The organism is Streptococcus caprae (genome assembly GCF_042649745.1).
Taxonomy (GTDB): domain Bacteria; phylum Bacillota; class Bacilli; order Lactobacillales; family Streptococcaceae; genus Streptococcus; species Streptococcus caprae.
In genome coordinates this window covers 17,429-30,681 of the sequence record NZ_JBHRZV010000033.1, presented here as the reverse complement: position 1 = coordinate 30,681, position 13,253 = coordinate 17,429, and the positions used below count along the sequence as shown (strand labels likewise).

Annotated in this window: 15 protein-coding genes; 10 read left to right on the top strand and 5 right to left on the bottom strand. The window is 39.2% G+C overall.

Features of this window, described 5'->3' with window-relative positions; all coding sequences use genetic code 11:
• Nucleotide 1: 1 nt before the first annotated feature.
• Nucleotides 2-409 (bottom strand): S4 domain-containing protein YaaA, encoded by a 408-nt coding sequence (yaaA, locus tag ACFORF_RS05120; protein ID WP_380426120.1) that lies wholly within the window; start codon nt 407-409, stop codon nt 2-4.
• Nucleotides 410-602: 193 nt separating this feature from the next.
• On the opposite strand from yaaA, the gene yfmF reads away from it, so the two are divergent.
• The 9 genes from yfmF (at nt 603) to ACFORF_RS05075 (ending at nt 9,082) form a co-directional block, all read left to right on the top strand.
• Nucleotides 603-1,850: an EF-P 5-aminopentanol modification-associated protein YfmF gene (gene yfmF, locus ACFORF_RS05115; protein WP_380426118.1), complete on the top strand. Its 1,248-nt coding sequence runs from the start codon at nt 603-605 to the stop codon at nt 1,848-1,850.
• A gap of 2 nt (nt 1,851-1,852) precedes the next feature.
• Entirely contained in the window at nt 1,853-3,133 is a 1,281-nt protein-coding gene (yfmH, locus tag ACFORF_RS05110) for an EF-P 5-aminopentanol modification-associated protein YfmH (RefSeq protein ID WP_380426116.1), read from the top strand.
• Between the two features lie 68 nt (nt 3,134-3,201).
• Complete coding sequence (locus ACFORF_RS05105; RefSeq protein WP_380426114.1) at nt 3,202-4,491, top strand: helix-turn-helix domain-containing protein; 1,290 nt, start codon at nt 3,202-3,204, stop codon at nt 4,489-4,491.
• Between the two features lie 9 nt (nt 4,492-4,500).
• Nucleotides 4,501-5,040, top strand: coding sequence for a CDP-diacylglycerol--glycerol-3-phosphate 3-phosphatidyltransferase (pgsA, locus tag ACFORF_RS05100; protein WP_380426112.1), 540 nt, complete (start codon nt 4,501-4,503; stop codon nt 5,038-5,040).
• The gene (locus tag ACFORF_RS05095; protein WP_380426110.1) at nt 5,040-5,879 is read left to right on the top strand and encodes an energy-coupling factor ABC transporter ATP-binding protein; all 840 of its coding nucleotides are present in this window, start codon (nt 5,040-5,042) and stop codon (nt 5,877-5,879) included. The genes pgsA and ACFORF_RS05095 overlap by 1 nt, the downstream gene beginning before the upstream one ends.
• Nucleotides 5,855-6,697: an energy-coupling factor transporter ATPase gene (locus ACFORF_RS05090; protein ID WP_380426108.1), complete on the top strand. Its 843-nt coding sequence runs from the start codon at nt 5,855-5,857 to the stop codon at nt 6,695-6,697. Before ACFORF_RS05095 ends, ACFORF_RS05090 begins: the two co-directional genes overlap by 25 nt.
• Entirely contained in the window at nt 6,690-7,487 is a 798-nt protein-coding gene (locus ACFORF_RS05085) for an energy-coupling factor transporter transmembrane component T family protein (RefSeq protein WP_380426106.1), read from the top strand. Before ACFORF_RS05090 ends, ACFORF_RS05085 begins: the two co-directional genes overlap by 8 nt.
• Before the next feature lie 135 nt (nt 7,488-7,622).
• On the top strand, nt 7,623-8,180 hold the full coding sequence (apf, locus tag ACFORF_RS05080) for an aggregation-promoting factor (RefSeq protein ID WP_380426104.1): 558 nt from the start codon (nt 7,623-7,625) through the stop codon (nt 8,178-8,180).
• 257 nt (nt 8,181-8,437) lie between these two features.
• Nucleotides 8,438-9,082: a lytic transglycosylase domain-containing protein gene (locus ACFORF_RS05075; protein WP_380426102.1), complete on the top strand. Its 645-nt coding sequence runs from the start codon at nt 8,438-8,440 to the stop codon at nt 9,080-9,082.
• A 19-nt stretch (nt 9,083-9,101) separates the two neighbouring features.
• Here ACFORF_RS05075 and ACFORF_RS05070 read toward each other — a convergent pair whose 3' ends face one another.
• The 4 genes from ACFORF_RS05070 to sdaAB are packed head-to-tail and all read right to left on the bottom strand — an operon-like array spanning nt 9,102 to nt 11,869.
• Complete coding sequence (locus ACFORF_RS05070) at nt 9,102-9,734, bottom strand: HAD-IA family hydrolase (RefSeq protein WP_380426101.1); 633 nt, start codon at nt 9,732-9,734, stop codon at nt 9,102-9,104.
• Nucleotides 9,715-10,311: a histidine phosphatase family protein gene (locus ACFORF_RS05065; RefSeq protein WP_380426099.1), complete on the bottom strand. Its 597-nt coding sequence runs from the start codon at nt 10,309-10,311 to the stop codon at nt 9,715-9,717. Before ACFORF_RS05065 ends, ACFORF_RS05070 begins: the two co-directional genes overlap by 20 nt.
• Nucleotide 10,312: 1 nt before the next feature.
• On the bottom strand, nt 10,313-11,185 hold the full coding sequence (gene sdaAA, locus ACFORF_RS05060) for an L-serine ammonia-lyase, iron-sulfur-dependent, subunit alpha (RefSeq protein WP_380426097.1): 873 nt from the start codon (nt 11,183-11,185) through the stop codon (nt 10,313-10,315).
• Nucleotides 11,186-11,197: 12 nt separating this feature from the next.
• Nucleotides 11,198-11,869 (bottom strand): L-serine ammonia-lyase, iron-sulfur-dependent subunit beta, encoded by a 672-nt coding sequence (gene sdaAB, locus ACFORF_RS05055; protein WP_380426095.1) that lies wholly within the window; start codon nt 11,867-11,869, stop codon nt 11,198-11,200.
• 262 nt (nt 11,870-12,131) lie between these two features.
• Between sdaAB and mnmA the strand changes: the two genes are divergently transcribed.
• Nucleotides 12,132-13,253: a tRNA 2-thiouridine(34) synthase MnmA gene (mnmA, locus tag ACFORF_RS05050; RefSeq protein WP_380426093.1), complete on the top strand. Its 1,122-nt coding sequence runs from the start codon at nt 12,132-12,134 to the stop codon at nt 13,251-13,253.

Genomic DNA, 13,253 nt, shown 5'->3' with positions numbered 1-13,253 from the left:
TTTAGGTACCTGGGAATCTTACTGGTTTTTTAGTATCTTTTTTTTCGATTTGTTTACGGTAGACTCCGGTTGTTTTAGGAGTTGCTTTGTTTTGTTTACTTGCTGCCTTGCGTTCCTTGTTCATTTTTTTTACGATAGCAGCAACTCGTTCTTTCTCAGCCTTGTCTACCTCGTAGTTTTCTCGCTCTGCTGGACTCGGCTCGAGCACGGTAATAGTTAAACCTTGATTAGGTAGTTCAACGACATCACCGATTCGGATTTTTTTACCGCGGCGTGTTTCAAGCTCGCCGTTAAATAAAACAGTTTCTTCTGCTAAAAATTGCTTGATAGCGCCACCTGAATGAATAATACCCAGTTCTTTTAGGAGAGCCTGTAAAGTAATAAATTCTGTAAATAAAGTATAGTTCATACCAACCTCAACTTTCTGTTACTATTATATCATAGAATTTTAAATAATAAGTTTTCATGCTAAAACAATAGATTGACAACAATGTAAATTTAATTGACAAATCTATCAATTTCATCAATGTAAGTTTTGAAATGCAGATAAGCCAATTATTTGATATAATTGAGGCTGACAAAATAAAAGACAAGGAAAAACTATGAGAATTGTTGATGGTGTTAATTTACACTTTATTAAGACAAAAAAATTTAAGAGTAATCATCTGACTTTTCGATTTTCAGGAGAACTTGATGAAAAAGGAATTGCAAAGCGAGCCCTAGTAGCTCAAATGATGGCGACAGCAAATTCAACTTATCCAACTTCTCAAGTTTTTCGAAAAAAGCTATCTAACTTATATGGAGCGAGTTTTTCCACTCATCTTTCAAGGAGAGGCCGAGTTCATATTTTAGATATTGATATTAATTTTGTAGGCAATTCATTTGCCTTGAATGGTGAAAATATTCTTAAAGAAATAATGGATTTTTTATATGAAGTGCTTTACAATCCATTGACAACGATAGAACAATACCAGAGTAAAACTTTTGACTTGGAGAAAACAAATTTAATTCAATATTTGGAAACTGATCAGGAAGACCATTTCTACTATAGTGATTTGGAATTGAATAAACTTTTTTATGATGATGTAGCTTTACAGGTTTCTAAATATGGTAGTACACATTCAATTGAGGCTGAAAATTCTTATACGGCCTATCAAGAGTTTAGACGAATGCTATCTGAAGATAAAATTGATATCTTTCTTTTAGGTAATTTTGATGACTATCATATGTTGCAACTTGTTCATCAATTTCCTTTTGAGCCTCGTGAGAAAGAGTTAGAGTTTCTGTATCATCAAGACTACGTCAACGTGACCCGAGAAAAAATTGAACAAATTCAGGCTAATCAGTCTATATTGGAATTAGGTTACTATTTCCCTCGTCACTATGGTGATGATTCTCATTTTGCTTTGATTGTTTTCAATGGTTTGATAGGAGCTTTTTCTCATTCACTCTTATTCACTAATGTTAGAGAATCGGAATCTTTAGCTTATAATATTGGCAGTCAGTTTGATATTTTTACAGGAATGTTTAGAGTATACGCGGGGATTGATAAAGAAAATCGTGGGCGTGTGATGCAATTGATTACGCAACAAATTAATGCGGTGAAACAAGGAAGATTTTCTGCAACCTTACTAAAACAAACAAAAAACATGTTAAAGACAAACGCCAAATTATCAGTTGATAATCCTAAAAGTTTGATTGAAATGGAATATAGTAATTTAGTCATGGGAAATCAGGCGATAACTCTTGCGGAATGGATTGAACGTATTGAAAAAGTGACTAAGGAAGACATCTTAACGATTGCCAATCAAGTTAAGCTTCAAGCTGTTTACTTCCTAGAAGGAGTGTGAAATTGAGAAACTTAAAGAAAAAAGTTTATCCCTTTATAGGTGAAGAAGTTTACTTTACTGTTCTTGATAATGGTATGAAAGTTTACTTGCTTCCTAAGCCTGAATTTCAGGAAACAAGCGCTATGTTGACAGTTGATTTTGGATCCATTGACAACATATTGACAGTTGATGGCAAACACATAGAATATCCTAAGGGGTTGGCTCACTTTTTAGAACATCAACTTTTTGAACGTGAGGATTCAATTGATGTAGCTCAACTATTTACAAAACATGGTGCGGATAGTAATGCTTACACTAGTTATGAAAAAACGTCCTATTTTTTCTCTACGATCGATCATTTAGAAGATTCTTTAACTTTACTGCAAAATTTTGTTGTAAATCCAAAGTTTACAGAAATGTCAATTGAAAAAGAAAAAGGGATTATCATACAGGAAATTGAGATGTATCAAGATGATCCTGACTTTCAGCTATACAGTGGTTTGTTAAGGAGTCTTTATCCCAACACTCCTTTATCTGAGGATATTGCAGGAGATGAACAAAGTGTCAATCAGACAACATTGTTGCACTTACAAGATATGGTTAACTTCTTTTACAATCCTGTAAATTTCAGTTTGTTATTAGTTGGTCCTTTTGATGTGAGAAAAATGCACCATTTTCTCATGCAAAATCAAGTTATAGCGGAAACTGAACCATCATTTCATGTGATGAAACATCATTTGAATTTAGAACCTGTTCAAATTAGTAAATCCATGCGAATGGATGTTAGCATGGCTAAACTTGCAGTAGGATTTAGAGGGCCATTACCAAAAGAGGGTGAGGTATTACGACAGAAAATTGCGTTGAGACTCCTATTTTCAATGCTTTTTGGGTGGACTTCACAAATTTATCAAGAATGGTATGATTCTGGAAAAATCAATGATTCATTTGATATCGAGGTTGAAGTAAGCCCACGGTTTAAATTTGTTGCGTTACTTTTTGATACTAATCAGCCTATTTCAATGGTTAATCAAATTAAGCAATACTTGAAAAACTTTTCAACAAGTCCTGATTTAAATGAAGTTCATCTTTTGGAAATTAAAAAGGAATTCTACGGTGAATTTATTCGTTCTTTAGATTCTATTGATAATTTGGCCAATCAATTTGTTGCTTATTCAACGGAAGGGCAGACTTATTATGATATTCCTGAGATTTTACAGGAATTAACTCTCTCTGAAATTATACAAATGGGAAATGATTTTTTCCAACAGTCTGATATGTCTGATTTTACTATTTTTCCTAGATAGATTTTAGGTCAGGTTGTTGTTTTTTTGGTATAATAGAAAGGACTCATTTTAGCAGTGGAGGAAGTAGAATGATAGAAAAAAGCTTAGGAGATTTATTTAGAGAATATCGTGTAGCAAAAGGGCTTCAAATCTCTGATGTTGAATCTCAAACAGGGATTGCTACCCAGTATTTGTTAGCGATTGAATTAGATCAATTGAAACTACTGCCAAAAGACAAGACTGAAACTTATTTGTTTAGTTATGCAGACGCTATTGATTTGCCTTCAGAAATTATTTATGAAAAATCAGGACTGGTTTCGCCAGAATTGTATGAAAATGAAGATCAGGTTAATCATCAAAATACGACCGATGTGAGTGAAACATCTACTTCACAAACGAATACTTCTGAAGTTTTTGAGAGTCAGCAACTTTTTTATGGGACACTTGAGGAAGTTTCAGAGGAATCTGAACTTCAAACCCAAAATACAGCAGCACAAGATTCTGAAGTGGTAACAGTTCCTTTATTTGAACCTGTTGAAGAGTTGGATATTTCTGAACCAGTTATTCCATTAACTCATTCTTCAGGTACGATTTTTGATAGTGGGCAGACTTCAGAGTCAATGGAGATTCCACCATTAGAATTTGAAGAACCTGTTTTAAGCTTTTCAGAAGAACCAGTAGTATTTGAAAATCAATCAGAATCTCAACCTTTGTATGAGACTCCAATTGTTGAAGATGTAACTGGCCAAAGTAGTGAAGAGGCTGACCTCACTCAGGAGACCGTTAATTTTAATGTACCTAAGGAAACAGCAACATCGCAACTTTCTCGTCGTGGTAAGGAACAACATACTACAAAACCTAAGAAAAAATCTTATTTTGGTTTAGGACTATTAGGTCTGGTTGCTTTGGCTGTGTTAGGGTTTGTCGGATACACTTTCTATCAGCAATTTATGGGGGTAAATAAGCAGGCCACTAATACTGAGGTAACAACAACGACTCAATCAGATGATAGTGCCAATACCCAAACTACGGTTTCAGATGCAACAATTTCAAAAGCTACTATCAGAACTGAAGGTGGTGGTGAGTATCTGACGGCTTATGTGAATCAAACGACAACACCAGTTGAAGTTAAGTTTGAATTAACCAATACAGCTGGTGAGAGCTGGGTATCTTTGACAGATGATTATGTTGGAGAAGTTGGCAGTTTGCTTAACGCTACAACACCAACTTATACAACTAAGTTAACTGAAGGTGCAACTCAGGGAGTGCTTACCCTAGGTATTACACCAGACATTAAGGTAACGATTAACGGACAAGAATTAGACACTTCAGCATTAACAACAACAGGAATTTCTTATGTAACGCTCGTTGTTGAATAAGGAAAGATAATGATAAAAAAAGAAAATATTCCTAATCTATTGACTCTGATTAGGATTGTGATGATCCCTTTATTTTTAATTCTTACCTCCTTTGAGGGGGTGGCCTGGCATATCGTGGCTGCAATTATTTTTGCAGTTGCCAGCTTAACGGACTATCTAGATGGTTATTTGGCTCGAAAATGGCAGGTTGTGACTAATTTTGGGAAGTTTGCTGATCCATTGGCGGATAAGATGCTTGTGATGAGTGCCTTCATCATGTTAGTAGGCCTTGGTTTGGTACCTGCTTGGGTATCAGCTCTGGTCATTTGTCGTGAGTTAGCCGTTACTGGGTTACGGTTGCTCTTGGTAGAGACTGGTGGTGAGGTTCTTGCTGCTGCCATGTTAGGTAAAATTAAAACTGCTACTCAGATGTTTGCGGTCATTCTACTGCTCTGCCATGTGCCGTTTTTAGGTACTGCTATGCTTTATATTTCGCTCTTTTTCACCCTCTACTCAGGATACGATTATTTCAAGGGAGCACTGTTTTTATTCAAGGATACCTTTAGCTAATGACCAACATGATTGATGTTTCCAATCTTTACTTTAAATACGATAGTGAACAACCCGCTTACACCCTTGAGGATGTAACGTTTCACGTGAAACATGGGGAATGGCTATCGATTATTGGTCACAATGGTTCGGGCAAATCGACGACAGTTCGTTTGATTGATGGTCTCTTAGCAGCAGAATCAGGACAAATTGTTGTAGGTGGGATTACATTAAGTCCGGATACGGTTTGGGATGTGCGTCAGAAGATTGGCATGGTTTTTCAAAACCCAGATAACCAATTTGTCGGGGCAACTGTTGAAGACGACGTTGCCTTTGGGATGGAAAATAAGGGAGTGTCTCACGCCGAGATGGCAGAGCGGGTCAAGGACGCCTTGGAATTGGTCGGAATGACCGAGTTCATGACACGAGAACCTGCCCGCTTGTCTGGAGGTCAAAAGCAACGGGTAGCGATTGCTGGTGCTGTTGCAATGCGACCAGAAGTGATTATTTTGGATGAAGCGACCAGCATGTTAGATCCAGAAGGACGTTTAGAATTGATTAAGACCATGCAGGCAATTCGTGAGCGATATGGGATGACAATTGTTTCTATCACCCATGATTTGGATGAAGTTGCACTTAGTGATCGTGTATTGGTCATGAAGCAAGGGAAAATTGTCTCAGATGTGACTCCACGTCAGCTCTTTTCAGAGGAAGACCACTTGTTAGACCTTGGACTGGAAAGTCCTTTTACTTCAAAAGTGATTGATAAACTTGCAGAATATGGCCTGACTTTTTCGGCTAATTATTTGACAGAAAAGGAATTGGAAAACGAATTATGGGCATTGCTCTCAAACAGGTAAGCTATAGTTATCAAGCAGGGACGCCGTTTGAGGGTCGTGCCCTTTTTGATATTGACTTGGAAATTGTAGATGGATCTTATACGGCTTTTATTGGTCATACAGGGAGCGGTAAGTCGACAATTATGCAATTGCTGAATGGCTTATTAATTCCTTCTAGAGGCGAGGTTGTGGTTGATGATGTTATGATTGAACCAAAGTCTAAAAATAAGGATATCAAGTCTGTACGCCAAAAGGTGGGCCTTGTATTTCAGTTTCCTGAAAGTCAACTTTTTGATGAGACGGTGTTGAAAGATGTGGCTTTTGGACCTAAAAACTTTGGCAAAACTCCTGAGGAAGCTGAACGGATTGCGCGTGAAAAACTAACCATGGTTGGAATTTCGGAGGATTTATTTGAGAAGAATCCCTTTGAACTTTCGGGGGGGCAAATGAGGCGGGTCGCTATCGCTGGTATTTTGGCCATGGAACCTAAGTATCTTGTTTTGGATGAACCGACAGCAGGCCTAGATCCCAAAGGGCGTAAGGACCTGATGACCCTTTTTAAGAGCCTTCATCGCGGAGGCATGACAATTATCCTTGTGACCCACTTGATGGATGATGTGGCTGATTTTGCAGATTATGTTTACGTCTTAGAAAAGGGACGTTTAGTAACCTCTGGTCAGCCAAGAGATGTTTTTCAAGAAGTTGACTTTTTAGAGAGTAAGCAACTTGGAGTTCCTAAAATTACTAAATTTGCTCATAATCTGCGTCAAAGAGGTATAGAGATGACGGCCTTGCCAATTTCTTTAGAGGAGTTTTCGGAGGTGGTTCAAGGTGGATAGTTTAATTTTAGGAAGGTATATTCCAGGGAACTCTGTCATTCATCGTTTGGACCCGCGTAGTAAACTTTTGGCCATGTTTCTCTTTATCCTTGTCATTTTTTGGGCTAACAATCTATTAACCAATCTTATCTTACTTGGTTTTACCCTACTTGCTATAACCTTGTCGGGAGTAAAATTCTCTTATTTCTTTAAGGGAGTAAGACCTATGGTGGGCCTGATTTTGTTTACAACAGCCTTTCAACTCTTCTTCAATCGACAAGGGACGCCACTTTTTGCATGGGGATGGCTGCAGGTGACAGATACGGGTCTTCAACAGGCTGGGATTGTTTTTATGCGGTTTGTCTTGATTATCTTCTTTTCAACCTTGCTGACATTAACAACCACGCCACTGAGTCTCTCAGATGCTGTAGAGTCTCTTCTGAAGCCTCTCAAGCCACTTAAGGTACCAGTTCATGAGATCGGCTTGATGCTGTCTCTCAGTCTCCGCTTTGTACCTACCTTGATGGACGATACGACACGCATTATGAATGCTCAAAAGGCGCGTGGAGTAGAGTTTGATGAGGGAGGCTTGGTGCAAAGGATTAAGGCTATCGTGCCGATTTTAATTCCACTCTTTGCTTCTAGCTTTAAGCGGGCAGATGCTCTAGCGATTGCTATGGAGGCAAGGGGCTATCAGGGTGGAGATGGACGGAGCAAGTATCGTATTCTAAACTGGAAATGGCAGGATAGTTTAGTAATTTTGATGATGATGGGGCTAGGAGCTCTGCTATTTTTCCTTAAAAAAAGCTAAAAACGCCGATAAGTAGGCGTTTTCTTTATCTCTTTAAAATAGGATTGTTAACTTCTTAACGCAAGGTCAACCTATTTGTAATAGAGAAGGGCTATGATAGACAACATCATTGAAAGAAATGGAGTTTATGCATTTATGCTTATAACACAATCAAAAAAACAATTTGCCCTTGCCGGAGTAATTATGGCCACAGCACTTTCACTAGGAACAGCTGCATATGCAGATAGTTATACAGTTCAATCTGGAGATACGCTTTCAAAAATTGCAAGTGAACACCAAACAACGGTGGAGAGCATCGCTCAGTTAAATCAAATTAGCAATGTTAATCTTATCTCAGTTGGTCAAATTTTGGAGCTTGATGGATTGACGACGACTACTTCGTCTGCAACATCAACTGAAGACTCAACCTCTACAAGTGCTGATGGAAGTGTCACTATGACAACAGGCTCATATACGGCTACTTATAGCGCAGCAGACTATGCCGCTAAGGAAGTCATTGCCCAAAAAGAGTCGAGTGGCTCCTATACAGCTACAAATGGTCAATATTATGGTCGCTATCAATTAACTTTATCTTATCTCAATGGTGATACTTCTGCTGAAAATCAGGAGCGGGTAGCGGATGCTTATGTAGCAAATAGGTATGGATCTTGGTCAGCAGCCCTTAGCTTCTGGAATAACAACGGATGGTACTAATAGGTTAATACTGGAGTTAATTATTTTGTTTAATTTAAAAGGTATTTGACTAGACTAGGCTAGGCTAGATTATTTTTGAATAAATTGACAAACCTGTCAATTTATTTGTAAAGTGTCAATATTTTGTCAATGAATAGGACAACAAAAACTCAAAAAAGGCTTTAAATTTAATATTTATCGCCTTTTTTAATACGTTTACAACAACTTGGTAATTATAAGTTAACAAATTTGTAACAAAAGATTAGTAACATGATAATATGAATAAAATTATATCTAAACTATCAAACAAACAATACTTGTCGCTTGTTTTTAAATTGATTTTGGGACTTGTTCTTGTCATTGGGTTAGGTCAATCAAAGACTTTAACCAATGCGGAAACTACGAAAACCTTAAAAGTAAGTTCTGCAGGTTCTGTTTTTAAACAACTGTCTAAATCATCTTATGCTCAAAAATTACAAGCTTTACAGACAACTGAGTCAACAACTCAGATTGTAGAGTCAACTGAAGTAGCTGTTAGTGATGAAAATTTAACAACTGAAGCAAGTACAGTTGTTGACAATCAAGTTTATACAGAAGTTCAAGCAACAAATACGCAAGTCGTTTATTCCGGTAATACAAGCGGAACGACCTCTTACACGTTAACAAATGGTAATACTGCGGGTGAAGTAGGCTCAGCGGCAGCAGCTCAAATGGCAGCAGCGACTGGAGTTTCTAAAGAAACTTGGGAGTATATCATTGCACGTGAATCAAACGGAGATTATACAGCAGCCAATAGTTCAGGTGCTTCAGGGCTTTTCCAAACTATGCCAGGTTGGGGTTCTACTGCTACTGTTGATGATCAGGTTCAGGCAGCTATCAATGCCTACAATGCTCAAGGTCTATCAGCTTGGGGCTTGCAATAAGTAAAAAAGCATTTGGTTTTTAGAAACCAAATGCTTTTTTAATATCTTCGGGTTGGTGACAAATGATATCAGCACCATGTGATTCTAGGTCAGTCTGAGAGCCGTAACCCCATGTTACCCCGATACAAGTTAGTTGAGCCTCTTTCCCTCCAAGCATATCATACTTGGTATCACCAATCATGTAGCTAGTCTCTATACCGAGTTGATAGTCTTGTAAACAAGCTTCGATAACAGCGAATTTATTATGGCGTTCACTTGTAGATCCATAAATCCCTGTAAAGTAGTTGTCAATTTTTAAGTTTTCAAGCATCTCAATAGCAATTTCTTCTTTCTTGCTTGTTGCAACAAAGAGATTGACAGGATGCGTTTTTAGACAATCGAGTAAATCTTCAATACCTGGATAGAAGGACACCTCATACATGCCTTTGGTAAGGTAATACTCTCTGTAAACCTTGACAGCATTGTCAACGTCTTCAGGTTTAGCAAAATATTCTTGAAAACTTTGTTCAAGTGGTGGTCCCATAAAGGTTTTTATTTTTTCTACAGATGGTTGTTCAATTCCAAGTTTTTCAAAGGCATAGCGAAAGCCATTTAAAATACCAGGACTAGAGTCGATAAGGGTTCCGTCCAAATCAAACAAGAGATTTTTCATAAACAGGGTCCTCCAAGATATTGATTAGGGTAACAGATAGACAAGTCTGTTGTGTAAAGGTAAATTTGACAAGAAAAGGAAAGATAGATTTAATTTTCTGAAACTCTTGTAAGCCAAAATTGGGAGAATAGTAATTGATCAAGGTTGACAGAGCAGTCCCATGACTTCCTACAACAATAGTTTCATTTGGATGGAGGACAAGGAGTTCATTGAGTCCTCTGACTTGACGTTCCTGAACTTCTCCAAGAGATTCACCGTCCTTTAATTTATAAGCAAAATTCTGCCATTGTTGCTTTACAAAGCTGTCAAAATCTTCAATCCAAACATTGTCGATTTTACGTTCTCGAAAGTCCTCTTTTTGATGAATTTGAAGATTGAGGGTTTCAGAAAGATGTTTGATCGTGTCGACTGCGCGTTTAAAAGGACTTGAATAGATTTGATGAACACCCTTATCTTTTAGATACTCAGTGACCTTAATGCTGACTTGAAGACCTTTTTCTGTCAGTTCTCGCTGGGCATCATCATGATTTTGATAGTTAGGTTCAGCATGTCTAACAAAGTAAACAGTTGTTGACATCTTATCCTCCAAAAATAGCTTTCATGTGAGCCTTACCTGTTGGGGTCGCTGCCAATCCCCCTTCGGCAGTCTCCTTAAAGGCAGTAGGCATAGCTTTACCAACCTGGTACATGGCCTCAATAACCTCATCAGTTGGAATTTGAGAATCGATTCCAGCTAAGGCCATATCTGCAGCGATAAAGGCAAAGGATGATCCGAGAGCATTTCGTTTAACGCAGGGGACTTCAACAAGGCCAGCCACAGGATCGCAGATAAGACCAAGCATATTTTTAATGACAAAGGCTATGGCCTGGCTGGCCTGATAGGCAGTACCTCCAGCTGCGATAGTCAATGCAGCGGCAGCCATAGCAGAGGCCGATCCGACTTCAGCTTGACACCCTCCTTCTGCTCCTGAGATGGAGGCGTTGTTGGCAATGACTAGTCCAAAAGCCCCTGCTGTAAATAGAAAGTTAACTTGCTCTTCATGGGTGAGGTTCAGTTTTTCAGTCGCTGTTGACAGCACAGCAGGGAGGCAACCGGCTGATCCAGCAGTCGGTGTAGCACAAACTAAGCCCATCTTGGCATTGAGTTCATTGACAGCCATGGCATTTCGAACGGCGGTTAAGATAGTTGTGTCAGAAAGTCCCTTACCAGACTTAATATAATCATCCATCTTGACAGCATCTCCACCTGTTAAACCGCTGAGAGATTTACTATTTGTCAACCCTTTGTCAACTGAAGATAGCATGACCTCAAGATTTCGTTCCATTATGGTAATATTATCTTCACGAGTCCTACCAGTTAATTCAGTTTCAGTTGCTAACATAAGCTCTGCAACGTTACCTTTAAATTGAGTCTCAGCTTGATCAACTAGTTCTTTTATCGTGTAAAACATGTGTAAACCTTTCTAGTCAAAGAAGTTGACGTTGTGTAAGTGAGAAATAGATTCAATTTCCTTGACACAATCTTGACAGTCACGTGAGTCAACTTCGATAATCATGATGGCTTTTTGCCCGGCACTTTCACGGGTTACATTCATTTGAGCAATGTTGATATCGTGAGCAGATAGGATATCTGTTACACGTGCAATCATACCAGGAACGTCTTGGTGTACAATAATGATAGTTGGTGTGTTCATTTTAAGAGAAACTGAGAATCCATTGAGTTCAGTTACTTCGATATTTCCACCACCAATTGACACGCCTGTAATTCCCATGGTTTTATCGCCCTTACGAACCATGATTTTTACAGTATTAGGATGGGGTGCGTTGGAATCTTTGAGAATTTCCCAATAAATTTTAATGCCTTTTTGATGGGCAATTTCAAGAGAATTTTTAATATCTGGATTATCTGTGTCCATCCCCATGATTCCTGCAACAAGAGCCTTGTCCGTGCCGTGTCCCTGATAGGTTTTAGCGAAGGAATTATAAAGACTGAAGGTCACAGATTCTGGCTCTTCCCCAAAAATTGAATGGACAACCTTGCCAATTCGGACAGCTCCAGCCGTGTGGCTGGAAGATGGTCCAATCATAACTGGTCCAATAATATCAAAGACAGACTGAAATCGTAAGGTTTGCATAGTTTTTCTTTCTTTCAAGCAGATTTTCTTAGTGAAATTTTGAATTGTCACCAGATTATAAACAATTCTATTATAGCAGAAATTTACATTTAGAAAATGGGATACCTATTGAAAATTTTCATCCTAGCTTTTTAATGCTTTAGCGTGGTATAATGTAGTTCGCGTATCCTTCATACGCCTCAAATCGACCTTCAAATCGACTTTTGAGAACGGCGACCTTCAAATCGTACGTAAAAAAACGAAAAGATGGGAGAATTTTCAGATGACTGATCATTCGAAAACGCGTGTCGTTGTCGGCATGAGTGGGGGAGTAGACTCCTCTGTGACAGCTCTACTCTTAAAAGAGCAGGGTTATGACGTCGTTGGTATCTTCATGAAAAACTGGGACGATACCGATGAAAATGGCTTTTGTACAGCCACAGAAGACTACAAGGATGTGGCTGCGGTGGCAGACCAATTGGGCATTCCCTACTACTCTGTCAACTTTGAAAAAGAGTATTGGGACCGGGTGTTCGAGTACTTCTTGGCGGAGTACCGGGCTGGACGGACACCTAATCCTGACGTCATGTGCAACAAGGAAATCAAGTTCAAGGCATTTTTGGACTATGCTATGAGCCTGGGAGCTGACTACGTGGCGACTGGTCACTATGCACAAGTTTCTCGTGACGCAGACGGAACGGTTCATATGCTACGGGGGGCGGATAATGGCAAGGACCAGACCTATTTCCTCAGTCAGCTTTCTCAGGAACAGCTACAGAAAACAATGTTCCCGCTCGGCCATTTGCAAAAAACTGAGGTTCGGGAAATCGCAGAGCGGGCAGGTCTTGCGACGGCTAAAAAGAAAGATTCGACAGGGATTTGCTTTATTGGTGAGAAAAACTTCAAAGAATTTTTGAGCAACTATCTGCCAGCCACGCCAGGCCGCATGATGACGGTTGACGGACGTGATATGGGCGAGCATGCTGGACTCATGTACTACACCATCGGTCAACGGGGCGGTCTGGGCATTGGTGGACAAATCGGTGGCGACAATGAACCCTGGTTTGTCGTTGGAAAAGACCTGTCCCAAAACATTCTCTATGTCGGACAAGGATTCTACCACGAGAGCCTCATGTCAACTTCTTTACAGGCCAGTCAAGTTCACTTTACACGGGACATGCCAGACGAATTTACCCTAGAATGCACGGCTAAATTTCGATACCGTCAACCAGACAGTAAAGTGACTGTCAAGGTTAAGGGTGACAAGGCAGAGGTACTCTTTGCAGAACCCCAACGTGCTATCACACCAGGCCAAGCCGTTGTGTTTTATGACGGGGATGAATGCCTTGGCGGCGGCATGATTGATATGGCTTACAAGGATGGAGAGTCCTGTCAGTATATTTAA

What these genes read in the sequence shown, in the direction of transcription:
- yaaA (WP_380426120.1), bottom strand. Translation starts at nt 409, where the DNA reads ATGAACTATACTTTATTTACAGAATTTATTACTTTACAGGCTCTCCTA.
- sdaAB (WP_380426095.1), bottom strand. Translation starts at nt 11,869, where the DNA reads ATGCAAACCTTACGATTTCAGTCTGTCTTTGATATTATTGGACCAGTT.
- pgsA (WP_380426112.1), top strand. Translation starts at nt 4,501, where the DNA reads ATGATAAAAAAAGAAAATATTCCTAATCTATTGACTCTGATTAGGATT.
- ACFORF_RS05065 (WP_380426099.1), bottom strand. Translation starts at nt 10,311, where the DNA reads ATGTCAACAACTGTTTACTTTGTTAGACATGCTGAACCTAACTATCAA.
- ACFORF_RS05075 (WP_380426102.1), top strand. Translation starts at nt 8,438, where the DNA reads ATGAATAAAATTATATCTAAACTATCAAACAAACAATACTTGTCGCTT.
- sdaAA (WP_380426097.1), bottom strand. Translation starts at nt 11,185, where the DNA reads ATGTTTTACACGATAAAAGAACTAGTTGATCAAGCTGAGACTCAATTT.
- ACFORF_RS05095 (WP_380426110.1), top strand. Translation starts at nt 5,040, where the DNA reads ATGACCAACATGATTGATGTTTCCAATCTTTACTTTAAATACGATAGT.
- ACFORF_RS05070 (WP_380426101.1), bottom strand. Translation starts at nt 9,734, where the DNA reads ATGAAAAATCTCTTGTTTGATTTGGACGGAACCCTTATCGACTCTAGT.
- ACFORF_RS05105 (WP_380426114.1), top strand. Translation starts at nt 3,202, where the DNA reads ATGATAGAAAAAAGCTTAGGAGATTTATTTAGAGAATATCGTGTAGCA.
- apf (WP_380426104.1), top strand. Translation starts at nt 7,623, where the DNA reads ATGCTTATAACACAATCAAAAAAACAATTTGCCCTTGCCGGAGTAATT.
- mnmA (WP_380426093.1), top strand. Translation starts at nt 12,132, where the DNA reads ATGACTGATCATTCGAAAACGCGTGTCGTTGTCGGCATGAGTGGGGGA.
- yfmF (WP_380426118.1), top strand. Translation starts at nt 603, where the DNA reads ATGAGAATTGTTGATGGTGTTAATTTACACTTTATTAAGACAAAAAAA.
- ACFORF_RS05090 (WP_380426108.1), top strand. Translation starts at nt 5,855, where the DNA reads ATGGGCATTGCTCTCAAACAGGTAAGCTATAGTTATCAAGCAGGGACG.